Origin of the sequence: Micromonospora ferruginea, from assembly GCF_013694245.2 — a bacterium.
In the GTDB taxonomy this organism is placed as follows: Bacteria; Actinomycetota; Actinomycetes; order Mycobacteriales; family Micromonosporaceae; genus Micromonospora; species Micromonospora robiginosa.
Genome location: NZ_CP059322.2, coordinates 2,069,254 through 2,093,396 on the forward strand (window position 1 = coordinate 2,069,254; position 24,143 = coordinate 2,093,396).

Consider the following 24,143-nt stretch of genomic DNA (forward strand, 5'->3'; position numbering starts at 1 on the left):
CTGTGGTTGACTGCCGGGTGGAGGCGTTCAGGCGGCTGGTGCCCCTCCCGGTCTTCAAAACCGGTGTGGTCCGGGACCCGGGCCAGGCGGGTTCGATTCCCGTCCGTCTCCGCCAAACCGTCCCGGGGGAGCGCCGATGCGTGAGGTCGACCCGCGCCGGCGGGTGCCGCGCACCGACGTGCTGCTCGCCGACCCGGCGCTGGCGGCCGCCGCCGGCACGCTCGGCCGCGACCGGGTCAAGGCCGCGATCGTCGCCGCCCAGCACCGCGCCCGCGACGGCGAGATCACCCCCGAGGGGGTACGCGACGCCGCGCTCGCCGCGCTGGCCGGCCGCACGCCCCGGCCGGTGCTCAACGCCACCGGCGTCGTGCTGCACACCAACCTCGGCCGGGCCCCGCTCGCGCCGGCCGCGGTGGACGCGCTGGTCGCCGCCGCCGGACACACCGACGTGGAACTCGACCTGGCCACCGGCCGGCGGGCCCGGCGCGGCCGGGAGGCGCTCGACGCGCTCGCCGCGGCGGTGCCCGACGCCGCCGCCGTGCACGTGGTCAACAACGGCGCCGCCGCGCTGGTGCTGGCCGCCACCGCACTCGCCGCCGGCCGGGAGATCGTGATCAGCCGGGGCGAGCTGGTCGAGATCGGCGACGGTTTCCGCCTGCCCGACCTGCTGGCCAGCACCGGCGCGCGGCTGCGCGAGGTGGGCACCACCAACCGCACCACCCGGGCCGACTACGCCGCCGCGATCGGCCCGGACACCGGCTTCCTGCTGAAGGTGCACCCGTCGAACTTCGTGGTCACCGGCTTCACCTCGGCCGTGCCGGTCGGCGAGCTGGCCACGCTCGGCGTGCCGGTGGTCGCCGACATCGGGTCCGGGCTGCTCGCGCCGGACCCGCTGCTGCCCGACGAACCGGACGCGGCGAGCACGCTGCGCGCCGGCGCGCACCTGGTCACCGCCAGCGGCGACAAGCTGCTCGGCGGGCCGCAGGCCGGCCTGCTGCTCGGCGACGCCGACCTGGTCGAACGGCTGCGCCGGCATCCCCTCGCGCGGGCGCTGCGGGTGGACAAGCTCACCCTCGCCGCGCTCGCCGCCACCCTGCACACGCCGGCCACCCCGACCGGGGACGCGCTGCACGCCGACCCGGCCCGGCTGCGCGCCCGCACCGAACGGCTGCGCGACAGGCTCGGCGCCGACGGCTGCAAGGCCGAGGTGGTGCCGGCGGCGGCGGTCGTCGGCGGCGGCGGCGCGCCCGGGGTGGAGCTGGACTCGTGGGCGCTGAGCCTGCCCGAGCGCTGGGCCGTGCCGCTGCGCACCGGCGACCCGGCGATCCTCGGCCGGGTGCTGCACGGCCGGCTCCTGCTGGACCTGCGCGCCGTGCCGGAGACCGCCGACGACCGCGTGCGCGCGGCGATCCTGCGCGTGGCGGGCTGAGCCGGTGTGGGTCGTGGCCACCGCCGGGCACGTCGACCACGGCAAGTCCACCCTGGTCCGGGCGCTGACCGGGATGGAACCCGACCGGTGGGCGGAGGAACGCCGCCGGGGTATGACCATCGACCTGGGTTTCGCCTGGACCACGCTGCCCTCCGGCGGCACCCTGGCGTTCGTCGACGTGCCCGGGCACGAGCGGTTCGTGCCGAACATGCTCGCCGGCGTCGGCCCGGTCCCGGCCGCGCTGATCGTCGTCGGCGCGGACGAGGGCTGGATGCCGCAGTCCGCCGAGCACCTGGCCGCGCTGGACGCGCTCGGGGTGTCGTACGGGTTGCTGGCGGTGACCCGCGCGGACCTGGCCGACCCGACGCCGGCGATGGCCCGGGCCCGGCGGGAGATCGCCGCGACGTCGCTCGGCGAGGTGGAGGCGGTGGCGGTCTCCGCCGTCACCGGCGCCGGCCTGCCCGAGCTGCGGGCCGCCCTGGACCGCCTGGTCGCCCGGCTGCCGGATCCGGCCCTCGACGCCCCGGTGCGGCTCTGGGTGGACCGGGCGTTCACCGTGCGCGGCAGCGGGACCGTGGTCACCGGCACCCTCGGCGGCGGCCGGCTGCGTGTCGGCGACGCCCTCGAGCTGGCCGACACCGGGGAGCCGGTGCGGGTACGCGGCCTGCACGCGCTGGGCGAGGCACGCGCCGAGGTCGACGCGGTGGCCCGGGTGGCGGTGAACCTGCGCGGCCTGCCCCGGGACCGGGTCGGCCGCGGCGACGCGCTGCTGCGCCCCGGCCGGTTCGGCCGCACCGACCTGCTCGACGTGCGCCTGACCGGGGACCCGGCCGCCGACCTGCCGGCCACCCTCATGCTGCACGTCGGCTCCGCGGCGGTGCCGGCCCGGGTCCGGCCGCTCGGGGTGGACACCGTCCGGCTGCGCCTGGCCCGCCCGCTGCCGCTGCTGATCGGCGACCGGGCGCTGCTGCGCGACCCCGGCCGGCGGCACGTGGCCGGCGGGGTGACCGTGCTCGACGTCGACCCGCCGCCGTTGCGCCGCCGCGGCGCGGCGGCCGCCCGCGCCGACGTGCTGGCCGGCATGGACGGGCGGCCCGACCCGGCCGGGGAGCTGCGCCGGCGGCGGCTGGTGCGGGCCGGGCAGCTCACCCGGATGGGGGTGCCGCCGACCGCCACGCCGGTGGCCGGGGACTGGCTGGCCGACCCGGAGCACTGGCGGGAGCTGGGCCGCCGGCTCACCGAGGAGGTCACCCGGCACGCCGCCGCGCATCCGCTCGCCGCCGGCGTGCCGGTGGACGCGCTGCGGCACCGCCTCGGCCTGCCCGACCGGGCCCTGGTGACCGCGCTGCTGCGCCCGCCGCTGCGGCTGCGCGACGGCCTGGTCACCGCCGCCTCCGCCCCGACGCTGCCCGACCCGGTGGCCCGGGCGGTGGAGCGGGTCCGGTCCGAGTACGGCGACCGGCCGTTCCAGGCCCCCGAGACGCACCACCTCGCCGGTCTCGGCCTGGGCCCGAAGGAGATCGGCGCCGCGGTACGCGCCGGCGCGCTGCTGCGGCTGGCGGAGAACGTGGTGCTGCTGCCCGGCGCGCCGGACGACGCGGTGCGGGTCCTCGCCGGCCTGCCGCAGCCGTTCACGCTCAGCGCCGCCCGGCAGGCGCTGGGCACCACCCGCCGGGTGGCGGTGCCGCTGCTGGAGCTGCTGGACCGGCGCGGCGTCACCCGGCGGCTGCCCGACGACGCCCGCGAGGTGGTCCGACCGCCCGGCTGAGCGGTTGCGACCGGGTGCCAGAGTGTCGGCATGATCGACGTGCGTCGGGTCGACCGGGCGTGGCTGCGCCGGCGGGCGCTGCCGGTGGCGTTGCTGGCCTGCTGGCTGGTGTGGGCGGCGCTGGCCTGGTGGACCGCGCCGCGCGAGGCCGACGAGACCGGCCTGCAGCGCGACCTCGCGGCCGGCCGGGTGCTCACGCTGACCCGCGCCGACGGCTGGGACGACACCGGGCCGTGGGGTCGCCGCCCGGAGCCCCGGTACGCGTCGGGCGGCTCGACCGTGGTCTGGGCCCGACCCGACGGCCAGTTCCGGTACGCGTACGTGTCCCCGCCGACGTCCGGCGGAGGTGTGGAAGCCGGGGACGGCGCCGACCCGGACCCGGACGTGGTCTCCCCGTCACCGGAGGCGACCGGCGCGTCGGAGGAGCCGGACGGCGGGGTGGCGCCGGACCGGCGGGCCGACCCGCTGGCCGATCCACGCGCCCGGGACGCGACCACCCATCTCGGGGACACCCGGGCGGACGCGCTCGCCGACGCCGCCGCGACGATCGCCCTGGTGCTCGGCGTCGGCTGGCTGCTCATGCTGGTCGCCGGCTCGCCGCCGGTGGTCGGCACCCGCTGGTTCTGGTTCTGGATCGGGCTGCTGCCGCTCGGGCTCGGGGTGCTCGCGTGGGCCTGGCGGGAGCGGTGGCGCGCCGACGTGCCGGCCGGTGGGGCCCGTCGCTCCGGCTGGACCGGATTCGGTGTCTGGCTGGTCGGCGGCATCGCGGTGTCGCTGCTGCTGGCGGTGCCCGGCGCGCTGCTCGGCGACCGCGTCGTGCCGCACTGGTGAGCCAACCGGCGACGACGGCCCGGCCCGGTCACCTACCGTGACGCCATGGACCCTTCCGCGGTCTGGCGGGACAAGAACCACAGGTGGCGGATCGAGGCGTACCGGGCTCCGGACCTGCGGTTCGCCATCTTCGCCACGAACGGCACCACCGAGTCGGCGCCGCTGTGGCTGTTCGGGATGGCGGCGCTGGCCCGCTGGCTGATGACGCACGCCATCTCCCTGGACGACCTGGAGACGGACTGACCCGGATGGGGGACAAGTGCCCCGAAACGGGCCGGGCGGGCCGGCCTCGACCGTACCGTGCGGGGCGTGAAGGACCGAGGACTGCGGACGTTCGTCACCGTGCTCGCCGGGCTGGCGGTGATCTACTTCGGCGCCACCGGACACCGCGAGAGCGGCGGCGAGGGCGGCGGCATCTCCGGCGGCGTGGTGCTGCTCGCGCTGCTCGCCTCGCTGCTGGCCTGGCACCTGACCCGGCCCGGCCCGGCCAAGTAGCCGACCCGGCTCAACCGGCCGCGGCGGTGCGGCTCACCTCGCCGGCCGACTCCTCACCGAGCGCCACCCGCACCAGCGCCGACGCCAACCGCCCGAAGTCGGCCTCCCCGACCAGCCCCACCAGGCTGCCCGGGTTCGCCGGCAGGCCCAGGCGCCGGGCCCCGGCCAGCGTCCGCCGGTCCGCGTACGGGCGCACGTCCGGCCAGACCGCCTGCGCCTCCCGCAGGAAGATGTCCGCGCCGGTCGGGCCGATGCCGGGGAACTCGGTGAGCCGCCGGCGCAGCACCGCGCGGTCCGCGCCCGCCTCCCGGTGCAGCCGCCGCAGGTCGCCGTGCCACCGGTCCAGGCAGAGCCGGGCGCCGGTGCCGAGCATGGTGGCGGTCCGCTCGTCGTAGCGCCGGTAGTGACCCCGGCCCAGCGCGTCCACCCGTTCCTGCCAGCTCGCCGCCTCCATCGCCTGCGGGGTGCGCCACCCGGCGGCGAACAACTCTCGCGCCGCGGCCACCGCCACGCTCGCCCGGATCCGGGTGCTCAGCAGCGTGGTCAGCACCAGCAACTGGTAGAGCGGCCCGGGCCGGTCCGCGAGCGTGATCCCGGCCTCCTCCGCGTACGTGCGGGACTGTCGGTCCAGCAGGGCCCGCGCCACGTTCCGATCGTCCGGCATTGCACCCGGTTACCCACGCACGGCCGGCCCAGACCCGTCGCCGGGCCGGAATGCGCCGGGCGGCGACGGGTACCCGGGCCGGGTGCGCGGTCCAGCGCCGTGCGCTCCCACCGGAAGGAGAGACCTGTGGTCAAGCCGCAGCAGGAGGAACTGCGTCGCAACGACCTCGGCGCGACCAGCCAGGACAGCCGGAAGGCCGCCGCCCGGGGCGGCGACCGGTCGCGCGGCGGGGGCACGTCGAACGCCGACGCGGGGCGGCCGGTGCCGAAGGGCCAGGTGTCGCCGTACGGCCCGGCCGGCGAGCCGGTGTCCGAGGACGCCAGCGACCGCTGACCGGGTCACGACGACGGCCGCAGCCTCCGCCAGGTGGCTGCGGCCGCCAGCCCGTACGCCAGGTGCGGCACCAGGTCGGAGAGCCAGTCGATCCGGCGCCAGGTGCGCGGGTCGGTGACGCCCAGCAGCGTCATCGAGCTGTCCGAGGTGGCCATCACCCCGCCGCCGAGCAGCGTCACGGCCACCGGCAGCGGCATCCGCCGGCGGGCGGCGAGCAGACCGAACGCCGCCCCGGCGCCGATGCCGGTGAGGTAGCCGAGCACCGGACCGAGGCCGGCCCGGCGGTTCGCCGCCTCCTCGACCGGGCCCAGGTCGACGTGCGCCACGTCGGCCAGGCGCCCGGCGGTCGTCTCCGGCGTGGTGCTGGCCGGACGCGCCCGCGCCGCCATGTCCAGATAGCTGACCACGTTGAGCACGGCACTGCCGACGGCGCCCGCGATGGCGCCGTCGACCAGGGGTGCCGCCCTCACTTCGGGTCGCCCGGTTCGCGTTCACCCTTGGGCCCGTAGGTCCGTTCGCCCCGCACGACGCCCCGCTGGCCCCGGTCGTCCTGCAGGATCCGGTTGGCCACCCGGTTCGCCTCCTGGTCGGCGGCCCGCCCGGACTGCTCGACGCGGTCGCGCAGGCGCGCCCGCTGCTTGTCGTACGCGTTGCTGCCCGGCCGTGGTCCTGGCATCGCTGCCTCCTCCGGTCGCTGTGGCTGTCGGCACCGTCTACCCGCCGGGGGCGCGGACAACCGTTCAGCCGGGGGCGCGCACCACCGCGACCGGGCAGTCGGCGCGGTGCAGCAGCGCCTGGCTCACCGAGCCGAGCAGCAGCCCGGTCAGCTCGCCGCGGCCCTGCCGGCCGACCACGAGCAGTTGGGCGTCGCGCGAGGCCGCGGTGAGCGCCGCCACCGGCCGGGCGTGCACCACCTCGCGGGTGACCGGCACGTCCGGCCAGCGCTCCTCGACGCCGGCCAGCGACCCGGCCAGCATCCGGTCCTCCTCATCGCGCACCTGCCCCTCGTCGTACACCAGGGGTTGCATGTCGCCGGGGCCCCGCGAGCCCGGGTGGGTCCAGGCGTGCACGGCGTGCAGCCGGGCGCCGCGCGACGACGCGGTGCCGGCGGCGAACTCGATCGCGTCGCGTGAAAGCGGCGAGCCGTCCACGCCGACCACCACCGGGCCGGCGTCGCGGGCCGCGCCGCGGGCGATCAGCACCGGGCAGTCGGCGTGCGAGGCGACCTGGATCGCCACGGAGCCGACCACCAGCGCGGCGAAGCCGCCGAGGCCCCGGTCGCCGAGCACCACCAGCGCCGCGCCGGGAGACTCGCCGAGCAGCACGGCGGCCGCCTCCCCGTCGATGATCTCGCCGGTGATCCGCAGCCCGGGGCACTCCGCCTCGGCCGCCGCCACCGCGTCGCCGACCACCTGCTCGGCCTGGTGGCGCAGGCCGGCCCCGGGTGGCGCCTGCGGGGGCGCGGACACCGGCACCCGCAGCAGGGGCCAGATGAAGGCGTGCACCACCCGCAGCGGGCGGTTGCGGCGTACCGCCTCCCGGGCCGCCAGGCGCACCGCCCGGCCCGCCGGCTCCGAGCCGTCCACGCCCACCACCACGGCCGCGCCGTTCGCCGAGTTCACCCCGTACCTCCCGTCGCCGGCCGCCCTGGCGCCAGTATCGCGGCCGGCCGGACCGCGCCGGGCTGATACCGCCCGACCCGGCTGGTCGGTACGCTGGCGGTCAGCGCCCAGGGGAGGGAGCCTCGTCGATGGCCGCACCGGACGCGCCGAGCACCGCCCGCATGATCGACCACTGGCTCGGCGGCGCGCACCACCGTCCGGTGGACGTGGCCGCGGCGGCGGCGTTCGAGTCGGCGTACGGGCCGTGTGCGGCGATCTTCCGCTCGTTGCGGGACTTCCTCGGCCGGGCGGTGCGGGCGATCGCCGCCGAGGGCGTCGACGAGTTCCTGGTGTTCGGCGCCGGCGTGCCGACCTGCGGCAACGTGCACGAGGTGGCCCCGGAGGCGACGGTCCTCTACACCGACGTGGACCCGGAGACGGTCCGGCTCGGCCGGTGCCTGCTGGCCGGCAGCGACCGCGCCGGCTACGGCCGGGGCGACGCCACCGACATCGGTACGCTCGATCCGGCCCTGCTGCACCGCTTCGTGCCGGGGTGGGGGCGACGTCCGGTCGGGGTGGTCTTCCTCGGGCTGGCCGCGTTCCTGGACGACGACACGCTCGCCCGCACGCTCGACGAGCTGTACGAGACGGCGGCGCCGGGCAGTTGGCTCGCGATCGACTTCGACAGCGAGGAGCTGGCCGGGCATCCGGAGGCGTTGGCCATGATGGGCCCGGCGTTCCGGATGCGCGCGCCCGAGCGGTTCGCGCCGTTGCTCGGCCGCTGGCGACCGACGGCCGAGGGCGTGGTGCCGGTGGCCCGGTGGCGGCCGGTCGGCGAGCCGGAGCCGGTCCCGGACGCGTTCCACGGCGCGTTGGCCCGGCGTCCGCCCGGCTGACGGCCACCCCCCGTCCGGTGTCGGTGGTCCTCCGTATGATGTTTGCCCTGTAGCAATAGTCGTCATCGGAGGATGAGCACATGCCGGAGGCGTCCGGACCGGTGTCGCGTGCCCTGCGCACGGCGCCACCCGACCAACTGGCGGAGGCCGCGGAGGCGGTGCTCCGGCAGACGCTCGGCGCGGTGCGGGCGGAGGTGTTCGTCGCCGACTACCGGTTCAGCGGCCTCTGGCCGGTGCTGGACCCGGACCGGCCCGACGGCGGCCCGCTCCGCGCCCACGGCGTGGCCCAGCGCTGTTTCAGCAGCCAGCAACCGGTGCTGGACACCGTGGACGACGGCCGCTGCCGGACCTACCTGCCGCTGTCGGTGTGGGGGGAGCGGCTCGGCGTGCTGATGGTCGAACTGCCGGACGCGCCGGATGCGGTCACGGTCGCTTCCGCCGAGGACGCCGCCGGCGACCTGGCGGTGGCGATGCGGGCGGCCGACCGGGAGACCGACCGTTACCGCCGGGCGCGCCGCCGGGAACGGCTCAGCATGGCCGCGGAGATGCAGTGGGACCTGCTGCCCGGGCGCAGCGTCCGGCACGGCGACGTGCTGCTGGCCGGGCAGCTCGAACCGGCCTACACGGTGGGCGGGGACCACTTCGACTGGTCGGTCGACGGCGAGCGGCTCACCGTCACGGTGCTCAACGGCACCGGCAACGGGCTGTCCGCCTCGTTGCTGACCGCGGTCACCGTGAACGCCATGCGCAACGCCCGCCGATCCGGCGGCAGCCTGGTCGAGCAGGCCGAGCTGGCCTCCGACACGATCTTCTACCAGCACCGGGGGGAGCGGCACGTGGCCACGTTGCTGCTGGAGCTGGACGACCGGCAGGGCGTGGTGCGGGCGGTGGACGCCGGCTCGCCGCACGTGCTGCGGCTGCGCGGCGGCCGGGTCACGCCGGTCACGCTGGAGCAGCAACTGCCGCTGGGCATGTTCGCCGAGACGCGCTACGCGGTGCAGGAGTTCGGCCTGGAGCCGGGGGACCGGCTGTTCGTGGTCAGTGACGGGGTGTACGCGGCGGAGCCGGACGAGCAGGAGCCGTACGGGAATCGGGCGATGGCCCGGGCGATGCGGTCTACTCGGTTGCAGCCGGCGACCGAGGCAGTTGGTACGGTGATGCGCGAACTGCACGCGTACCACGCCGACGCGGATCTCCGCGACGACGCGGTCGTCGTCTGCCTGGACTGGCGCGGTTCCAGCCGGTCGGACGACGTCGTCGGGCAGTGACCGCAGCGGCGGAGCGAACACGAGCGAGACGATCGCAGGGGACAGCGGGTGGAGCGACCTCCGAATCTTGCCGCGGCCGTCGAGGCGGCTGCCGAGGCGCTCATCGGTGTGCTCGACTCGGCGACCTCGCGGCACACCGTCAGCGTCTCGCCCACCCAGTTGCGGGTGCTGTCGCTGATCATGTCCCACCCGGACACCAACGTGAACCGGCTGGCCGAGCTGCTGGACGTGGTGCCGTCGTCGGCCAGCCGGCTCTGCGACCGGCTGGAGGCGGTGGGCCTGTTGCGCCGGGTGGCCGACCCGCGGGACCGCCGCGAGGTGCGCCTGCTGCCCACGAACGCGGCCGAGTCGCTCCTGCGTGAGCTGCAGGAGCGACGGCACCGGGCGGTGCAGGCGGTGCTCGACCGGATGCCCAACCGGGTGCAGCACGAGCTGCTGCTGGCGCTGCTCGCGTTCGGGCAGGCGGCCACCATGACGGCCCCGCAGACCGGCTCCGACTCGACCGCCCGGTCCGCCTGACCGGTCCCGGTCGGCCGATCCGGCTCCGGGCATTCAGCTAGTGTCCTAGGACGCCTTAGCGGTTGTGACGGTCGCCACCGTCACGACACTGAGCAGCGGCGCAGCACGGCGCCCGGGACGGACGGGGAAGCCCGATATAGTGGCAGCGCAACTGGCCGGCCCGTGATCGTGTGGATCCCGGGCCGCATCGGGGAGGTCCCAGCCCGGGATCGCAGAAGGGCGCCGGCATCTGACCGGCCGGCAACGCGCACGTTCCTCAGGCGGCCGCTCGTACGGCTGCCGGACCGTGCTGCGGAGGGGGGTTGAGGGTGTCGCGTGGGCCGGCTCCGGCGGAGCACTCGGGGGATCCGTCGACGATCGCGGCCGATCGCGTCCTCACCCTGCCCAACCTGATCAGCTTCGTGCGGCTGCTGGGCGTGCCGCTCTTCCTCTGGCTCTTCCTCGTGGTCCGGGCCGACGTGGTCGCCGTCGTGGTGCTGGCCGTCGGCGGCACCAGCGACTGGGTGGACGGCTGGATCGCGCGCCGGATGCAGCAGGTGAGCCGGCTGGGCGAGCTGCTCGACCCGCTGGCCGACCGGCTCTACATCCTGGCCACCCTGCTCGCCTTCACCGCCCGTGAGGTGGTGCCCTGGCAGTTCACCGCCGCGCTGCTGGCCCGCGAGCTGCTGCTGCTCGGCTCGCTCGGCGTGCTGCGGCGTCACGGCTACGGCCCGCCGCCGGTGCACTACGTGGGCAAGACCGCGACGTTCCTGCTGCTGGCGGCGTTCCCGATCCTGCTGCTGGCGGACGCCGCGCCGGGCGTGGCCACCGCGGCCGGGGCGATCGGGTGGGGGCTGGCCTGGTGGGGCCTGGTGCTCTACTGGGTCGCCGGCTGGATGTACGTGGTGCAGGCCCGCCGGCTGGTGCGGGAGATGCGGGCGCGGCGGGCGGGGGCGACGGCATGACCACGACGCGGCCGCCGCGCGAGGGGGAGCGTGACCCGTCGGCGCGGGTGTACGCGCCGGACTTCCTCACCGAGTTGTTCCGCAACCCGTTGGACCCGGGTTACGCGGATGCGGCGGCGCGGCGCGCGGTGGGTCCGGTGTCGTGGTTGCGGCAGGTGCTGGGCCGGCCGGTGAGCCTGGTGGTGCTGGCGTTGATCGGGTTCCTGTTCGCGGTGGCCTACCGGGAGACGATGGCCGAGGAGCCGAGCCGGGCGACGGCGCGCGCCGGGTTGATCGCCGAGATCAAGCAGCGGGAGACGGAGACGGATCGGCTGACCGCGCGGGCGGAGCAGTTGCGCGAGGAGGTCGGCCGGCAGCGTGACGCGGCGTTGAGCGGCTCGCAGGCGTCGCAGTTGCGCAGCCTGGAGGCGGGTACGGGCCTGGGTCGGGTGCGCGGGGACGGTGTGGTGGTGCGGTTGGCCGACGCGCCGCGGGACAAGGACGCGGTGACGGGTGCCGAGGCGGGGCCGTCGCAGGTGCTCTACTCGGATCTGCAGAAGGTGGCGAACGGCCTGTGGGCGGCGGGCGCGGAGGCTGTGTCGATCAACGGGCAGCGGTTGACGGCGACGTCGACGATCCGGCAGGCCGGTGAGGCGATCCTGGTGGACTACCGGCCGGTGACGAGCCCGTACGAGGTGCAGGCGATCGGGCCGGGTTCGATGCGGGACAAGTTCGACGACGGCCGGGCGGCGGCGTTGATGCGGGAGGTGGCGCGGACGACGGGGTTGTCGTTCGGGGTGAAGGAGGTCGACGACCTCACCCTCCCGGCCGCTCCTGAGCCACGGCTACGCTACGCCGAGCCTCCGGCGAGTCCGAGTCCGTCGGGTTCGCCCGTCGGGGGTTCGTCCAGTCCCGAGCCGTCCGGTTCGGGGGTTTCACCCAGTCGCTCCGGAGGTGGCCGATGATCGCGGTGCTGGCGTTGCTCGCCGGTGTGGTGCTGGGGGTGTATCTGGATCCCACGGTGCCGGCGGCGTTGCAGCCGTATCTGCCGATCGCGGTGGTGGCCGCGTTGGACGCGGTGTTCGGTGGGGTGCGGGCGAAGCTGGACCGGATCTTCGACGACAAGCAGTTCGTGGTGTCGTTCATCTCGAACGTGCTGGTGGCGGGTCTGATCGTCTATCTGGGTGACCAGTTGGGCGTGGGTGGTCAGTTGTCCACCGGTGTGGTGGTCGTGCTCGGTGTGCGCATCTTCGGGAACGTGGCGGCGATCCGCCGGCACCTGTTCCGGGCGTAGGTTGGTGGCGATGAGCGAGGAGCAGCGGGATACGGGCACGGGGTGGCCGCCGCCGGCGGTGCCGGGGCGGCCGTCGGGTCCGGCGGGTGAGCCGGATCCGCGTCCGGACGCGCCGGATCCGGACGAGTTGAGCCCGTTGGCTCCGGTCGAGCCCGCGGAGCCGGCCGAGCCGGTCGCGCCGGTCGCGCCCGGGGAGCCGGCCGAGCCGGTGGAGCGGGAGGACGTGCCGGCGCCGGCGGAGGAGCCGGGGGCGGTGGCGGAGCCCGCGCGGCCGGAGCGTGAGCGGGTGCCGGTGGCGCGGCGGTTCACGTCGGCGGGGGCGATGATCGGCGTGCTGCTGGCGTTGTTGGGGTTCACGCTGGTGGTGCAGTTGAAGACGACGTCGACGGATCCGACTCTCGCGGCGACGCGGGAGGAGGACCTGGTGCGGATCTCGTCGGATCTGGATTCGCGGGAGCGGCGGCTGCGGCAGGACATCGAGGCGTTGGAGGAGAGCCAGCGGCAGTTGCGTTCGGGTGAGCAGGGTCGGCAGGCGGCGTTGCAGGAGGCGACGCGTCGGGCGGACGAGCTGGGCATCCTGGCGGGGACGCTGCCGGCGGTGGGGCCGGGCCTGGAGGTGCGGTTCTCGGGGTCGGACAAGGCGATGTCGTCGACGCGGATCCTGGACGCGGTGCAGGAGTTGCGGGGCGCGGGCGCGGAGGCGATGCAGATCCAGGGTGTGGACGGCGCCGCGGTGCGGATCATCGCGTCGACGTATTTCGTGGACGGGTCCGGTGGTGGTCTGGTGGTGGACGGGCGCCGGTTGAGTGGTCCGTACACGATCCTGGTGATCGGTGATCCGGCGACGATGCGTACGGCCTTGAACATTCCGGGCGGGGTGGTCTCATCGGTGCGGGACAACGGCGGTAACGTGACGTCCGAGGATCGTGAGGTTGTGGAGGTTTCGCAGCTGCACGCGCCGATCAGGCTGGACCACGCCCGGCCGGTCTCCTGACCGGTCGCGGCCGCGCCGGTTTCTCCCGGTGCACCGAGGACGAAGGACGCAGTTGGTGATTCCTGAGGATCTGCGGTACACCGCCGAGCACGAGTGGGTGGTCGGTGGTGACGGTGGTGTCGTCCGCGTCGGTATTACGCACTTCGCGCAGGACGCCCTGGGTGACATCGTGTTCGTGCAACTGCCGGACCCTGGTGCGGTGGTGGCGGCCGGTGAGTCGCTGGGGGAGATCGAGTCGACGAAGAGCGTGTCGGAGATCTACGCGCCGTTGAGTGGCACGGTGTCGGCGCGCAACGAGGCGTTGGCCGACACGCCGGAGGTGATCAACACCGATCCGTACGGTGCGGGTTGGTTGGTGGAGATCACTCCGGAGGATCCGGCGGCGGTCGAGGGGCTGTTGACCGCTGGTGCTTATCGCGAGCTCACCGAGAGCTGAGTTCGTGTCGTTCCGGGCGGCGGAGTTGGTTCCGCGCGTCCGGTTGCCCTGCATTTCGGCGCTGGCTAGGCTCGCCCAGTCGACCGAGAACCAATAGTTTGAGCGTTGCGGAGTGCGCCTTCCCGGGCACGGGGAGCCAGCCGCCGGGTGTGGGTTTGCCCGGCGGCCATTCCCGCCATTCCCCGACGCCGACCGAACAGATCCGTGAGGTGGTCCCATGACGCGCCCAGACGACGAGTTCCCCCCGCTCGACGTCACTTCGACGCTCAATCTCGGTTCGCTCGACGAAGTGCTGGAGGGGCCGGACACCGATGTGGTGCCGAGCCGCATGTCCGGTTCGTTGCCGCCGGGAATGGCGTTGCTGGTGGTTCGGCGGGGCCCGAATGCGGGTGCCCGTTTCCTGTTGGACCACGATGTGACGACGAGTGGGCGGCACCCGGACAGTGACATCTTCCTCGACGACGTGACGGTGTCGCGGCGGCACGCGGAGTTCCACCGTGACGGTGGCACGTTCACGGTGCGGGACGTGGGCAGCCTGAACGGCACGTACGTGAACCGGGAGCGGGTCGAGGCGGCGACGTTGAGCAACGGTGACGAGGTGCAGATCGGCAAGTTCCGGGTGGTGTTCATCGCCGGTCCGCGCCCGGAGGAGGAGGCCGGCCGGGGGTGAACGAGCCTGCGGCTTCGACGCCGTCCGGTGCGGCGCGCTCGCCTGGGCTGATGAGTATCGGCGAGGTGTTGGCGCAGTTGCGGGCGGAGTTTCCGGACGTGACGATCTCGAAGTTGCGGTTCCTGGAGGCCGAGGGCCTGGTGGAGCCGCAGCGGACGCCGGCGGGTTACCGGAAGTACGGCTGGGATGATGTGGCGCGGCTGCGGTTCGTGTTGACCGCGCAGCGGGATCAGTATCTGCCGTTGCGGGTGATCCGGGAGCAGTTGGCTCAGTGGGATGCGTCGGGTGCGTCGTCGGGGCGGTCGCGGCCGAATCTGGTGGCGGTCGGTCCGGGTGGTGAGGTGCCGGGTCGGGAGTCGGTGGAGCCGGTCGAGTCGTCCGAGGTGCGGTTGGGTCGCTCGGAGTTGTTGTCGCGCAGCGGGGTCGACGAGTCGACGCTGGTGGAGTTGGAGCGGCTCGGTGTGCTGGTGTCGGATCCGCCGGGGTGGTACGACGGGGATGCGTTGATCATCGCGAGTGCGGTGGCGGGGTTGGCGGCGTACGGGTTCCAGCCGCGGCATCTGCGGGCGTACCGGTCGGCGGCGGATCGGGAGGTCGGTCTGTTCGCGCAGTTGGTGGCGCCGTTGGCGCGGCAGAGTGATCCGGCGGCGCGGGCGCGGGCGGCGGAGACGGCTCGGGAGTTGATGGCGTTGTCGCAGCAGTTGCACGCGGCGTTGGTGCGGGTGGGGCTGCGGTCGACGTTGGGTCGGTGAGGTGTGGTGGAGGGCCGGGCGCCGTGGGGTGTCCGGCCCTTCGTCGTGGGTGGGCGCGTGCGGTTCGGCGTGGCCGGGCGTGTCGTAGGCTTGCCGGGGTAAGCCTGTCTGTCGGGGTGTGGTGCAGGTAGCGCGTGGGACTTGCGTGTCCTGGTCCGTGTACGGTGCAGGGAAGGCGCGGTGCGAAGGTGACGACGACACGGAGGCGGCGGTGCGCGAGCTGAGCGTGGTCGGAGTTCGGGTGGAGTTGCCCAGCAACCAGCCGATCGTCCTGCTGCGGGAGGTCGAGGGGGACCGCTACCTGCCGATCTGGATCGGTGCGGTCGAGGCGACGGCGATCGCCTACGAGCAGCAGGGGGTCAAGCCGGCTCGGCCGTTGACGCATGATCTTCTGCGGGACGTGTTGGCGGCGGTGCAGGCGCCGTTGCGGGCGGTGGAGATCACCGAGTTGAAGGAGAACGTCTTCTACGCTGATCTGCTGCTGGGTGACGGGGTGCGGGTCTCGGCGCGGCCGAGTGACTCGATCGCGTTGGCGTTGCGGGTGGGTGCGCCGATTCGTTGTGCGGAGCAGGTCCTCAGCGAGGCGGGGATCGTGATCCCGGACGAGCAGGAGGACGAGGTGGAGAAGTTCCGGGAGTTCCTGGATCAGGTGCGTCCGGAGGACTTCGCGGGTTGAGCGGTGCCGGCCTGGTGGGTCGGGTTGCGCGGCGGTTGGCGGTCACGGTGGTGGCGGCTGGCCGCCGTGTGTGCTGTCGGTGGCGCGGCGTGTCGGGTGTCTCCTGCCGGTGTAGTGCGCTCGTCGGCGTTAGGGTTGCCGTGTCGAGGGGCGCGCGGACGGGGAAGCTGACGCGGCGCCGCACGGGCGGGGAGGTTGGTCCGGATGCACGAGCCGCGAGATCCTGGTCCGAGTTCGGAACAGCAGTTCGCCGACGGTGAGGTGGGCTACCGGGGTGTGACCGCGTGTTCGGCGGTGGGCATCAGTTACCGGCAGTTGGACTACTGGGCGCGGACGTCGTTGGTGGTGCCGAGTGTGCGCGACGCGTCGGGTTCGGGGACGTCCCGGTTGTATTCGTTCCGCGACCTGGTGGTGTTGAAGGTCGTGAAGCGGTTACTGGACGCCGGGGTGTCGTTGCAGAACATCCGGAAGGCGATCGACGCGTTGCGTTCGCGTGGGGTGGACGATCTGGCGGGCATCACGTTGATCTCCGACGGGACGACGGTGTACGAGTGCCGGTCGCCGGAGGAGGTGGTCGACCTGTTGCAGGGCGGCCAGGGGGTGTTCGGCATCGCGATCGGTGGCGCGTTCAAGGAGATCCAGGGTTCGTTGTCGCATCTGCCGGCGGAGCCGGTGGGTGGGCCGGAGCAGGAGGCTCCGGAGGTGGAGGTCGAGGTGGAGTCGGTGGGTGACGAGTTGGCGGCGCGTCGGGCGCGTCGGCGGGCCGGCTGATCGATCGGCGTCTCGTGTACGGGATCGCGTCGTGGCGTTTCGCCCGGCGCGATTCGTCGTTTCGGTGACGGACGGTGAGTGTGGTGGGGTGCCGGTGGGCGGGTGGTGGCCGGCGGTGGGTTGGGGGCGGGTGTGCGCAGGTGGCGGTGGGTGTCCGCGCAGTGTCCGAAAGAGACGGTGCGGGGTGTGGTTTGACGGGGTGTGGTCGGCTGGGTGCGCGTCGGTCACCGGTGGGGGCGGCGGCGTTGACTGTCCGTGGTTGACGGTTGTCGGGATTCCGATAGGGCGTGCGTGAAGTGTGGCGGCGGGCGCGCTATGGTCCGTCTCGGTCGTCGGCGTGTTGCGTCACGGTGTGTGACGCCGCGTCGGCTGGCGATGCCCCTGCCGCGGCGCTGCCGCGGCTCCCTGGCGGAAGGACCGAGCATGACGGTGACGAGCGAGACCACCCCGATCTCCCACTACGAGCGCATCGGCGGCGCGGCGGCGGTGAAGGCCGCGGTGGAGCTGTTCTACGATAAGGTGCTGGCGGATCCCGACCTGGCCGGCTACTTCGCCGGGGTGGACATGCCCGAGCAGCGGCGGCACCTGGCGTTGATGCTGGCGGTGGTGCTGGGCGGCCCGAACGAGTACGCGGGTCGGGGGCTGGCCGAGGCGCACCAGCCGTTGAACATTCCGGGTGCGCACTACGCGAAGGTCGGCGAGCACCTGACGGCGACGTTGGTGGAGTTGGGTGTGCCGGCGGACGTGATCGCCGACGTGCAGGTCGTGCTCGGTCAGGTGCGCGAGCAGGTCGTGTCGGCGGGGAACGCCTGAGCGTGGACGCGGCACGGCTCAAGCAGAGTTGGTCGCTGGTGGCCGGGCACGGCGACCAGGTGCCGCTCTATTTCTATTCGACGCTGTTCCTGGCGCACCCGGACACCCGGCAGATGTTCGGCACCGACATGGCCGGGCAGCGGGACCGCCTGGTGTCGGCGTTGGGGCACATCGTGTCGCATGTGGACCAGGTGGACCGGCTGGTCGGGTTCCTGCAGCAGTTGGGCGCCGACCACCGCAAGTTCGCGGTGCGCGCCGAGCACTACCCGGCGGTGGGTGAGGCGCTGCTGGAGACGCTGCGGCACTTCAGCGGCGCGGCGTGGACCGACGAGCTGGCCGCGGACTGGGCCGCGGCGTACGGGCTGGTCGCGCAGGTGATGACGGAGGCCGCGCAGGCGGCGGAGGCGCATTCCCCGCCGTGGTGGGTGGCGGAGGTGCTGGCGCACGAGCGGCGCACGTTCGACGTGGCGGTGTTGACGGTGCGGCCGCAGTACCTGTTGCCGTTCACCCCGGGCCAGTCGATCGGGGTGTCGCATCCGGCGGTGCGGTCGTGGCGGTACTACTCGCCGGCGAACGCGCCGCGCTCGGACGGCACGGTGGAGCTGCACGTGCGGGCCGCGCCGGGTGGTGTGGTGTCGTCGCGGCTGGTGTACGGGTGCGCGGCGGGGGATCAGTTGCACCTGGCGGCGCCGGTGGGGGACCGGTTGACGTTGTGGCCGGCCGGGTCGTCGGATCTGCTGCTGCTGGCCGGTGGGACCGGCTGGGCGCCGGTGAAGGCGTTGGTGGAGCAGGTCGCGGCGGAGGGTTCGGGGCGGCGGGTGGACCTGTACGTGGGGGCCCGTTCGCGCACGGAGTTCTACGACAGCGAGGCGATCGACAAGGTGGCGGCGTCGCATCCGTGGTTACGGGTGTCGTACGTGGCGGGGTCGGATCCGCAGCGCCCGGGTGAGGTGGCGCGGGTGGTGGACCGGGTGCTGGCCGACGGGGACTGGCGGTCGCGGCACGTGTACGTGTGCGGATCGGACGAGATGGTGGGTCAGTCGGTGGCGGCGTTGACGGGGGCCGGTTACCAGCCGGGTCAGCTGCACCACGAGGGTTTCGGCAAGCACTGGTACGGGCCGGCGTGGCGTACCGCGACCGCCCCTGACGGAGGTATCTGATGACGGCTCCGATCAGTGGTTACGACGCCCAGCAGGTGTCCGGGCCGGTGCAGGTGCGGTTGACCTCGGACCGGGTGCGGCGGTGGGAGTTCGGGTCGGCGGCGTTCACCCGCCGCGGCTACGAGCAGGCCGACGTGGACCGGTTCCGGATGCAGGTGGCCGACGAGTTGGATCTGCTGGCCGCGCAGGTGGCGAACCTGCGGGCGGAGAACGAGCGGCTCAACGACCATCTGGAGTTGCACCGGCACGGGGTGATCCCGAGCGCGGACACGCCGGCGATGCCGGCGGCGAAGGAGGTCAACCTGTTGTCGGCGGCGCAGCGGGAGGCCGAGCAGATCATCGCGCAGGCCCACGACTACGCCCGGCGGGTCGCCGAGTACGCGCGCACGCAGTACGAGAGTTATCTGCGGGCGGCGGCGGAGGAGGCGCGGCAGGAGGCCGAGCGGGCGGTGGTGGAGTATCGCAGCGCGGCGGGTCGGAACGCCGACGACGCGGTGGCGACCCGGGAGGCGTTGCGGATCTTCGGGGAGATGATGATGTCGCACATGCGGGCGGCGGCGCGGCACCTCGACGACGGCAGTGAGCAGTTGGCGCGCACGATGGAGCGCATCGCGGGGGAGGCGCCGCCGGTGGCCGGCGGGTCGCAGCCGGCGTTGTCGCGCCACCAGCGCTGAGGTGCAGGCGGGGGCCCCGTCCTGACGCCTGGCGTCAGGACGGGGCCCCGGTTCACAGGGCGGCGACGGCGTCGGCGATGGGGGTGTCGCCGGCGACGAGTTCGACGGTGTGGCCGGCGGTGGCGGGGGTGTCGAGCAGGGCCAGCAGCACCCGGGCGACGTCGGCGCGGCTGACGGCGCCGGGCGCGACGGGTCGGGCGAGGGTGATCCGGCCGGCGGGTTCGTCGTCGGTGAGCCGGCCGGGGCGCAGCACGGTGACGTCGAGGTCCCGGCCGGTGACGTCGTCCTCGGCGGCTTTCTTGGCGCGTAGGTAGGCCGCCCACACGTCGTCGGTGTCGGGGGCGGGCGGCTGGTCGACGCCCATGGAGGAGACCAGCAGGTAGCGGCGGACGGCGGCGCGGGCGGCGGCATCGGCGAGCAGCACGGCGGCGCCCCGGTCGACGGTGTCCTTGCGGTCGGCGCCGCTGCCGGGTCCGGCGCCGGCGGCGAAGATCACCGCGTCGGCGCCGGTGAGGTGGGCGGCGAGGGTGTCGACGTCGGTGTGTTCCAGGTCGCAGACGACCGGTTCGGCGCCGGCGGCGCGCAGCGCGGCGGCGTGCTCGGGGTTGCGGATCAACCCGACGGCGGTGTCACCGCGCCCGGCGAGTTCCCGCTCCAGCAGCTTGGCGATCTTTCCGTGGCCTCCGGCGATGACGACGCGCATGCGGTCAACGTAGCGCGGCGCGGTCCGCCCCGCCGGTCGACCGGCCGGGTCGATCATGGGGTTGGCGGTGCGACACGCCGCCGGGGCCGCCCGCCAACCTCATGATCGACGAGGGTGGGTGGGGTGCGGGGTGGGAGGTACGGGGGTGGGCGAGGCAGCATGGACGGGTGAGTGATGCGTTCGAGGCGTTGACGTCGCTGGTGGCCGCCGGGGGTGTGGTGGTGCTCAGCGGCGCCGGGCTGTCCACCGAGTCGGGCATCCCGGACTATCGGGGGCCCAGCGGCGCGGCGCGGCGGCACACCCCGATGACCTACCAGGCGTTCACGCGGGAGCCGGACGCGCGGCGGCGCTACTGGGCGCGCAGCCACCTGGGGTGGCGCACGATCGCCCGGGCGGCGCCCAACGACGGGCACCGGGCGGTGGCCCGGTTGCAGCACGCCGGGCTGCTCGGCGGGATCATCACCCAGAACGTCGACGGGTTGCACACCGCCGCCGGCGCGGCCCGGGTGATCGAGTTGCACGGGCGTCTCGACGAGGTGACGTGCCTGGACTGCGGCAACGCCACCGGTCGTGACGAGCTGCACCGGCGGTTGAGCGAGGCCAACCCCGGCTTCGACGCGGCGGTGGCGCACGTCAACCCCGACGGTGACGTGGACCTGCCCGACGAGGCGGCGGCCCGGTTCCGCACCGTCGACTGCGCGGTGTGCGGCACGGGCATGCTGAAACCGGATGTGGTGTTCTTCGGCGAGACGGTGCCCGCCGCCCGGGTGGCGGACTGTTTCGCCCTGGTGGAGCGGGCCCGGGCGCTGCTGGTGCTGGGCTCGTCGTTGACGGTCATGTCGGGTCGGCGGTTCGTGCTGCGCGCGGCGAAGCACGGCATCCCGGTGGGCATCGTCAACCAGGGGGCGACGCGCGGCGACGGCTACGCCACGCTGCGGGTGGACGCGCCGCTGGGCGCCACCCTCAGCACGGTGGCGGCCCGGCTGGCCGCGGCGACCGCCCCGGTGTGATCAACCCCCGGGACATGAGCCGGTGACACGGCCGCTGGTAGCGTGGGGGTTGCCGGTACCACCCACGTGGGAGAGACCGTCGATCAGGCGGCGCCGAAGGGGCAGATTCTCCCCGGAACCTCTCAGGCAAAAGGACCACGTGGGCAGGCGCTGTGGAGCGCGTCAGCGCGACTCAGGGGGAGGCCGACCCGTCGACCTCGCCCCCACAAGGAGCGCAGCGCATGACCGCAGAGCAGTTCGCCGACCGGCACATCGGCCCCGGGCCGGACGACGAGCGCCGGATGCTGGAGGCCGTCGGCTACAGCTCCGTCGACGAGTTGATGGACGCGGCGATCCCCGAGGTGATCCGCTGGCACGGCGCCCTGGACCTGCCGGAGCCGGCCAGTGAGCGGGAGGCGATCGCCGAGCTGCGCGCCCTGGCCGCCGGCAACACCGTCGCCGTGTCGATGATCGGGCTGGGCTACCACGGCACGCACACCCCGGCGGTGATCCGCCGCAACGTGCTGGAGAACCCGGCCTGGTACACCGCGTACACGCCGTACCAGCCGGAGATCAGCCAGGGCCGGTTGGAGGCGCTGCTGAATTTCCAGACCATGGTCACCGACCTGACGGGCCTGGCGACGGCGAACGCGTCGATGCTCGACGAGGGCACCGCCGCGGCCGAGGCGATGACCCTCGCCCGCCGCGCGTCCAAGGTCACCAGCCCGGTGTACGTGGTGGACGCCGACGCGCTGCCGCAGACCATCGCGGTGATCGCCGGGCGCGCCGAGCCGCTGGGTATCGAGGTGCGGGTGCTCGACCTGGACGCCGAGGAGTTGCCGGCGGAGTTCTTCGGCCTGCACCTGCAGTACCCGGGCGCGTCGGGTGCGGTGCGCGACCACGGCCCGCTGGTCGACGCCGCGCACGCCGCCGGGGCCCTGGTGACGGTCGCGGCGGACCTGCTGGCGTTGACGCTGCTGCGCCCGCCGGGGGAGATCGGCGTGGACATCGCCGCCGGCACCACGCAGCGTTTCGGCGTACCCATGGGCTTCGGTGGCCCGCACGCCGGTTACCTGGCGGTGCGCGCCGGCCTGGAGCGGATGCTGCCCGGCCGCCTGGTGGGGGTGTCGCGCGACGCCGACGGCAACCCGGCCTACCGGTTGGCGTTGCAGACCCGCGAGCAGCACATCCGGCGGGAGAAGGCGACCAGCAACATCTGCACCGCGCAGGTGCTCCTGGCGGTGATGGCCGGCATGTACGCGGTCTACCACGGCCCGGACGGGTTGCGGGCGATCGCCCGGCGCACCCATGGGGCGGCGGCGCGGCTCGCGGCCGGGTTGCGCGCCGGCGGCGTCGACGTCGCCGGCGGGCCGTTCTTCGACACGGTCACCGCGACGGTGCCGGGGCGGGCCGCGCAGGTGGTGGCCGCGGCGGCGGAGCGCAACGTGAACCTGCGGCTGGTCGACGCCGACCGGGTGGGGGTGTCCTGCGACGAGACGACCACGGCGGCGCACCTTGCGGCGGTGTGGGCGGCGTTCGGCGTCGACGGCGTCGACGGGGAGGTGGACGCGGCGCTGCCGGCCGGGCTGGCCCGCACCTCGGACTTCCTCACCCACCCGGTGTTCGGCACCCACCACTCGGAGACGGCGATGCTGCGCTACCTGCGCCGGCTGGCCGACTTCGACTACGCGCTGGACCGGGGCATGATCCCGCTGGGGTCGTGCACGATGAAACTCAACGCGACCACCGAGATGGAACCGGTGACGTGGCCGGAGTTCGCGCACCTGCACCCGTTCGCGCCCGACGCGCAGACCGCCGGCTACCGGACGCTGATCGGCCAGTTGCAGGGTTGGCTGGCGGAGGTGACCGGCTACGACGCGGTCAGCGTGCAACCGAACGCCGGGTCGCAGGGTGAGCTGGCCGGGCTGCTGGCGATCCGCGCCTACCACCGCGACCGCGGCGACGGGCACCGCGACGTGTGCCTGATCCCGTCGTCGGCGCACGGCACCAACGCCGCGTCGGCGGTGATGGCCGGGATGCGGGTGGTGGTGGTCGGCTGCGACGCCGACGGCAACGTCGACCTGGTCGACCTCGACACGAAGATCGACAAGCATCGGGACGCCCTGGCGGCGATCATGGTGACGTACCCGTCGACGCACGGGGTGTACGAGACGGGCATCGCGCAGTTGTGCGCGAAGGTCCACGACGCCGGCGGTCAGGTGTACGTCGACGGGGCGAACCTCAACGCGCTGGTCGGGTTCGCCAAGCCGGGCAGGTTCGGCGCGGACGTGTCGCACCTGAACCTGCACAAGACGTTCTGCATCCCGCACGGCGGCGGCGGCCCGGGTGTCGGGCCGGTGGCGGTGCGCGCGCACCTGGCGCCGTTCCTGCCCGGCGACCCGGTCGGCGGGCACGTCGACGGGCGGCCGGCGATCTCGGCGGCCCGCTACGGGTCGGCGGGGATCCTGCCGATCCCGTGGGCGTACCTGCGGATGATGGGCGCGTCGGGGCTGGCCCGGGCCACCGGGGTGGCGGTCCTCGCGGCGAACTACGTGGCGGTGCGGCTGCGGCAGCACTTCCCGGTGCTGTACGCCGGCAACAAGGGCCTGGTGGCGCACGAGTGCATCCTGGACCTGCGGCCGTTGACGAAGGCCAGCGGCGTCAGCGTCGACGACGTGGCGAAGCGGTTGATCGACTACGGCTTCCACGCCCCGACGATGTCGTTCCCGGTGGCCGGCACGCTGATGGTGGAGCCGACCGAGAGCGAGGACCTGGCCGAGCTGGACCGGTTCTGCGACGCGATGATCGCGATCCGCGTGGAGATCGACAAGGTCGGCTCGGGAGAGTGGCCGGCGGGGGACAACCCGCTGTCCAACGCGCCGCACACGGCGGCGATGGTGTCCGGTGACGAGTGGCCGCACCCGTACCCGCGGTCGGTGGGCGCCTACCCGGGTGGGACGGACCGGGCGGGGAAGTACTGGCCGCCGGTGCGGCGGGTCGACGGCGCGTACGGCGACCGGAACCTGGTCTGCTCGTGTCCCGCGCCGGAGGCGTTCGAGGAGGACTGAGCGCATCGCGCCGGGGCGGTGGGTGGGTCGCCGCCCCGGCCGGCGCGCCGACGGTCACCGCCGGCGCGTACGCTCACTGACGCTGCGTGATCGCTCAGGCGACGAGGGCGTGGCGGGCCGGTCCCCGGTGCGGGGCGATGGTCCGCCCGTCGGGGAGCAGCTCACCGGTGTCCTCGAAGACGATGACGCCGTTGCAGAGCAGGCTCCAGCCCTGCTCAGGGAAGCAGGCGAGGACGCGGGCGGCTTCGCGGTCGGTCGCGTCGGCGGAGGGGCAGGTGGGCTGGTGCTGACACATCGGGTTCTCCGGACTGTGGGGGCACTGTGTCATGGTTCACATGACCAGTGACGCACAGTACCAAGCGAAACTGCGCGCCATCGAGCAAGGTTGCGGCTTGTTCACCCAGAATCGGCTGAAC

General features: G+C 74.1%; 29 protein-coding genes, 1 tRNA gene and 1 riboswitch. Of the genes, 24 read left to right on the forward strand and 6 right to left on the reverse strand.

The features are described from left to right. Positions 1-19 precede the first annotated feature (19 nt). From H1D33_RS09115 to H1D33_RS09140, 6 genes are all read left to right on the forward strand, one after another. Positions 20-115 (forward strand) — tRNA-Sec (locus H1D33_RS09115). A gap of 21 nt (positions 116-136) precedes the next feature. Beyond that, complete coding sequence (selA, locus tag H1D33_RS09120; protein WP_181568481.1) at positions 137-1,429, forward strand: L-seryl-tRNA(Sec) selenium transferase; 1,293 nt, start codon at positions 137-139, stop codon at positions 1,427-1,429. Between the two features lie 4 nt (positions 1,430-1,433). After that, entirely contained in the window at positions 1,434-3,197 is a 1,764-nt protein-coding gene (selB, locus tag H1D33_RS09125; RefSeq protein ID WP_181568480.1) for a selenocysteine-specific translation elongation factor, read from the forward strand. A gap of 30 nt (positions 3,198-3,227) precedes the next feature. Next, entirely contained in the window at positions 3,228-4,028 is an 801-nt protein-coding gene (locus tag H1D33_RS09130) for a hypothetical protein (RefSeq protein ID WP_181568479.1), read from the forward strand. 45 nt (positions 4,029-4,073) lie between these two features. Continuing rightward, complete coding sequence (locus H1D33_RS09135) at positions 4,074-4,271, forward strand: hypothetical protein (protein WP_091574389.1); 198 nt, start codon at positions 4,074-4,076, stop codon at positions 4,269-4,271. 66 nt (positions 4,272-4,337) lie between these two features. Continuing rightward, positions 4,338-4,523: a hypothetical protein gene (locus H1D33_RS09140; protein ID WP_181572963.1), complete on the forward strand. Its 186-nt coding sequence runs from the start codon at positions 4,338-4,340 to the stop codon at positions 4,521-4,523. A gap of 10 nt (positions 4,524-4,533) precedes the next feature. On the opposite strand, the gene H1D33_RS09145 is transcribed toward H1D33_RS09140, so the two are convergent. Next, positions 4,534-5,187, reverse strand: a complete 654-nt coding sequence (locus tag H1D33_RS09145; RefSeq protein ID WP_181568478.1) for a hypothetical protein — start codon at positions 5,185-5,187, stop codon at positions 4,534-4,536. Between the two features lie 126 nt (positions 5,188-5,313). On the opposite strand from H1D33_RS09145, the gene H1D33_RS09150 reads away from it, so the two are divergent. Beyond that, the gene (locus tag H1D33_RS09150; protein WP_181568477.1) at positions 5,314-5,520 is read left to right on the forward strand and encodes a hypothetical protein; all 207 of its coding nucleotides are present in this window, start codon (positions 5,314-5,316) and stop codon (positions 5,518-5,520) included. Positions 5,521-5,525: 5 nt separating this feature from the next. On the opposite strand, the gene H1D33_RS09155 is transcribed toward H1D33_RS09150, so the two are convergent. The 3 genes from H1D33_RS09155 to H1D33_RS09165 all read right to left on the reverse strand — a co-directional run bounded on the left by H1D33_RS09155 (position 5,526) and on the right by H1D33_RS09165 (position 7,142). Beyond that, positions 5,526-5,990 carry a hypothetical protein gene (locus H1D33_RS09155; RefSeq protein WP_181568476.1) on the reverse strand — a complete coding sequence of 155 codons (465 nt, stop codon included), beginning with the start codon at positions 5,988-5,990 and terminating at the stop codon, positions 5,526-5,528. Continuing rightward, positions 5,987-6,196 carry a phosphatidylethanolamine-binding protein gene (locus H1D33_RS09160; RefSeq protein WP_107157833.1) on the reverse strand — a complete coding sequence of 70 codons (210 nt, stop codon included), beginning with the start codon at positions 6,194-6,196 and terminating at the stop codon, positions 5,987-5,989. The genes H1D33_RS09155 and H1D33_RS09160 overlap by 4 nt, the downstream gene beginning before the upstream one ends. Positions 6,197-6,260: 64 nt before the next feature. After that, positions 6,261-7,142 (reverse strand): universal stress protein, encoded by an 882-nt coding sequence (locus tag H1D33_RS09165; protein ID WP_181568475.1) that lies wholly within the window; start codon positions 7,140-7,142, stop codon positions 6,261-6,263. A gap of 128 nt (positions 7,143-7,270) precedes the next feature. Between H1D33_RS09165 and H1D33_RS09170 the strand changes: the two genes are divergently transcribed. The 15 genes from H1D33_RS09170 to H1D33_RS09240 all read left to right on the forward strand — a co-directional run bounded on the left by H1D33_RS09170 (position 7,271) and on the right by H1D33_RS09240 (position 18,967). Continuing rightward, a complete protein-coding gene (locus H1D33_RS09170) occupies positions 7,271-8,017 on the forward strand; it encodes an SAM-dependent methyltransferase (RefSeq protein WP_181568474.1) in 747 nt (248 codons plus the stop codon). A gap of 80 nt (positions 8,018-8,097) precedes the next feature. Further along, entirely contained in the window at positions 8,098-9,285 is a 1,188-nt protein-coding gene (locus H1D33_RS09175) for a PP2C family protein-serine/threonine phosphatase (protein WP_181568473.1), read from the forward strand. 48 nt (positions 9,286-9,333) lie between these two features. Continuing rightward, the gene (locus H1D33_RS09180; RefSeq protein ID WP_181568472.1) at positions 9,334-9,804 is read left to right on the forward strand and encodes a MarR family transcriptional regulator; all 471 of its coding nucleotides are present in this window, start codon (positions 9,334-9,336) and stop codon (positions 9,802-9,804) included. Positions 9,805-10,112: 308 nt separating this feature from the next. Continuing rightward, positions 10,113-10,748 carry a cardiolipin synthase ClsA gene (gene clsA / locus H1D33_RS09185; protein ID WP_181568471.1) on the forward strand — a complete coding sequence of 212 codons (636 nt, stop codon included), beginning with the start codon at positions 10,113-10,115 and terminating at the stop codon, positions 10,746-10,748. Continuing rightward, positions 10,745-11,692, forward strand: a complete 948-nt coding sequence (locus H1D33_RS09190; protein ID WP_181568470.1) for a DUF881 domain-containing protein — start codon at positions 10,745-10,747, stop codon at positions 11,690-11,692. Before clsA ends, H1D33_RS09190 begins: the two co-directional genes overlap by 4 nt. Then, positions 11,689-12,021, forward strand: coding sequence for a small basic family protein (locus H1D33_RS09195; RefSeq protein WP_007071104.1), 333 nt, complete (start codon positions 11,689-11,691; stop codon positions 12,019-12,021). The genes H1D33_RS09190 and H1D33_RS09195 overlap by 4 nt, the downstream gene beginning before the upstream one ends. Before the next feature lie 10 nt (positions 12,022-12,031). Then, complete coding sequence (locus tag H1D33_RS09200) at positions 12,032-13,015, forward strand: DUF881 domain-containing protein (protein ID WP_181568469.1); 984 nt, start codon at positions 12,032-12,034, stop codon at positions 13,013-13,015. 55 nt (positions 13,016-13,070) lie between these two features. Continuing rightward, positions 13,071-13,451 carry a glycine cleavage system protein GcvH gene (gene gcvH, locus H1D33_RS09205; RefSeq protein ID WP_181572820.1) on the forward strand — a complete coding sequence of 127 codons (381 nt, stop codon included), beginning with the start codon at positions 13,071-13,073 and terminating at the stop codon, positions 13,449-13,451. Between the two features lie 217 nt (positions 13,452-13,668). Continuing rightward, complete coding sequence (gene odhI, locus H1D33_RS09210) at positions 13,669-14,121, forward strand: oxoglutarate dehydrogenase inhibitor Odhl (RefSeq protein ID WP_007071101.1); 453 nt, start codon at positions 13,669-13,671, stop codon at positions 14,119-14,121. 50 nt (positions 14,122-14,171) lie between these two features. After that, a complete protein-coding gene (ftsR, locus tag H1D33_RS09215) occupies positions 14,172-14,873 on the forward strand; it encodes a transcriptional regulator FtsR (protein ID WP_181568468.1) in 702 nt (233 codons plus the stop codon). Positions 14,874-15,084: 211 nt separating this feature from the next. Further along, a complete protein-coding gene (locus tag H1D33_RS09220; RefSeq protein ID WP_091056860.1) occupies positions 15,085-15,549 on the forward strand; it encodes a bifunctional nuclease family protein in 465 nt (154 codons plus the stop codon). 204 nt (positions 15,550-15,753) lie between these two features. Beyond that, on the forward strand, positions 15,754-16,320 hold the full coding sequence (locus tag H1D33_RS09225; protein ID WP_181568467.1) for a MerR family transcriptional regulator: 567 nt from the start codon (positions 15,754-15,756) through the stop codon (positions 16,318-16,320). 423 nt (positions 16,321-16,743) lie between these two features. Continuing rightward, entirely contained in the window at positions 16,744-17,133 is a 390-nt protein-coding gene (locus tag H1D33_RS09230) for a group I truncated hemoglobin (RefSeq protein ID WP_181568466.1), read from the forward strand. Between the two features lie 2 nt (positions 17,134-17,135). After that, positions 17,136-18,293, forward strand: coding sequence for a globin domain-containing protein (locus tag H1D33_RS09235; RefSeq protein WP_181568465.1), 1,158 nt, complete (start codon positions 17,136-17,138; stop codon positions 18,291-18,293). After that, entirely contained in the window at positions 18,293-18,967 is a 675-nt protein-coding gene (locus H1D33_RS09240; RefSeq protein ID WP_246411513.1) for a DivIVA domain-containing protein, read from the forward strand. The genes H1D33_RS09235 and H1D33_RS09240 overlap by 1 nt, the downstream gene beginning before the upstream one ends. A gap of 52 nt (positions 18,968-19,019) precedes the next feature. On the opposite strand, the gene H1D33_RS09245 is transcribed toward H1D33_RS09240, so the two are convergent. Beyond that, the gene (locus H1D33_RS09245; RefSeq protein WP_181568464.1) at positions 19,020-19,670 is read right to left on the reverse strand and encodes an NAD(P)H-binding protein; all 651 of its coding nucleotides are present in this window, start codon (positions 19,668-19,670) and stop codon (positions 19,020-19,022) included. A 167-nt stretch (positions 19,671-19,837) separates the two neighbouring features. On the opposite strand from H1D33_RS09245, the gene H1D33_RS09250 reads away from it, so the two are divergent. Both H1D33_RS09250 and gcvP read left to right on the forward strand, forming a co-directional pair. After that, on the forward strand, positions 19,838-20,680 hold the full coding sequence (locus H1D33_RS09250; RefSeq protein ID WP_246411511.1) for an NAD-dependent protein deacetylase: 843 nt from the start codon (positions 19,838-19,840) through the stop codon (positions 20,678-20,680). Between the two features lie 57 nt (positions 20,681-20,737). After that, positions 20,738-20,828, forward strand: a riboswitch (glycine riboswitch). A gap of 73 nt (positions 20,829-20,901) precedes the next feature. Further along, positions 20,902-23,727 carry an aminomethyl-transferring glycine dehydrogenase gene (gene gcvP / locus H1D33_RS09255; protein WP_181568462.1) on the forward strand — a complete coding sequence of 942 codons (2,826 nt, stop codon included), beginning with the start codon at positions 20,902-20,904 and terminating at the stop codon, positions 23,725-23,727. 94 nt (positions 23,728-23,821) lie between these two features. Here the strand turns inward: gcvP and H1D33_RS09260 are convergent, their stop codons facing one another. Next, positions 23,822-24,022 (reverse strand): DUF5999 family protein, encoded by a 201-nt coding sequence (locus H1D33_RS09260; RefSeq protein WP_013286363.1) that lies wholly within the window; start codon positions 24,020-24,022, stop codon positions 23,822-23,824. Positions 24,023-24,143 lie beyond the last annotated feature (121 nt).

Bases quoted from the DNA above. Each gene is read 5' to 3' on its own strand.
- selA (WP_181568481.1), top strand. From the start codon at position 137: ATGCGTGAGGTCGACCCGCGCCGGCGGGTGCCGCGCACCGACGTGCTG.
- H1D33_RS09130 (WP_181568479.1), top strand. From the start codon at position 3,228: ATGATCGACGTGCGTCGGGTCGACCGGGCGTGGCTGCGCCGGCGGGCG.
- H1D33_RS09135 (WP_091574389.1), top strand. From the start codon at position 4,074: ATGGACCCTTCCGCGGTCTGGCGGGACAAGAACCACAGGTGGCGGATC.
- H1D33_RS09145 (WP_181568478.1), bottom strand. From the start codon at position 5,187: ATGCCGGACGATCGGAACGTGGCGCGGGCCCTGCTGGACCGACAGTCC.
- H1D33_RS09160 (WP_107157833.1), bottom strand. From the start codon at position 6,196: ATGCCAGGACCACGGCCGGGCAGCAACGCGTACGACAAGCAGCGGGCG.
- H1D33_RS09170 (WP_181568474.1), top strand. From the start codon at position 7,271: ATGGCCGCACCGGACGCGCCGAGCACCGCCCGCATGATCGACCACTGG.
- H1D33_RS09175 (WP_181568473.1), top strand. From the start codon at position 8,098: ATGCCGGAGGCGTCCGGACCGGTGTCGCGTGCCCTGCGCACGGCGCCA.
- H1D33_RS09190 (WP_181568470.1), top strand. From the start codon at position 10,745: ATGACCACGACGCGGCCGCCGCGCGAGGGGGAGCGTGACCCGTCGGCG.
- H1D33_RS09195 (WP_007071104.1), top strand. From the start codon at position 11,689: ATGATCGCGGTGCTGGCGTTGCTCGCCGGTGTGGTGCTGGGGGTGTAT.
- H1D33_RS09200 (WP_181568469.1), top strand. From the start codon at position 12,032: ATGAGCGAGGAGCAGCGGGATACGGGCACGGGGTGGCCGCCGCCGGCG.
- odhI (WP_007071101.1), top strand. From the start codon at position 13,669: ATGACGCGCCCAGACGACGAGTTCCCCCCGCTCGACGTCACTTCGACG.
- ftsR (WP_181568468.1), top strand. From the start codon at position 14,172: ATGAGTATCGGCGAGGTGTTGGCGCAGTTGCGGGCGGAGTTTCCGGAC.
- H1D33_RS09225 (WP_181568467.1), top strand. From the start codon at position 15,754: ATGCACGAGCCGCGAGATCCTGGTCCGAGTTCGGAACAGCAGTTCGCC.
- H1D33_RS09230 (WP_181568466.1), top strand. From the start codon at position 16,744: ATGACGGTGACGAGCGAGACCACCCCGATCTCCCACTACGAGCGCATC.
- H1D33_RS09240 (WP_246411513.1), top strand. From the start codon at position 18,293: ATGACGGCTCCGATCAGTGGTTACGACGCCCAGCAGGTGTCCGGGCCG.
- H1D33_RS09245 (WP_181568464.1), bottom strand. From the start codon at position 19,670: ATGCGCGTCGTCATCGCCGGAGGCCACGGAAAGATCGCCAAGCTGCTG.
- gcvP (WP_181568462.1), top strand. From the start codon at position 20,902: ATGACCGCAGAGCAGTTCGCCGACCGGCACATCGGCCCCGGGCCGGAC.
- H1D33_RS09260 (WP_013286363.1), bottom strand. From the start codon at position 24,022: ATGTGTCAGCACCAGCCCACCTGCCCCTCCGCCGACGCGACCGACCGC.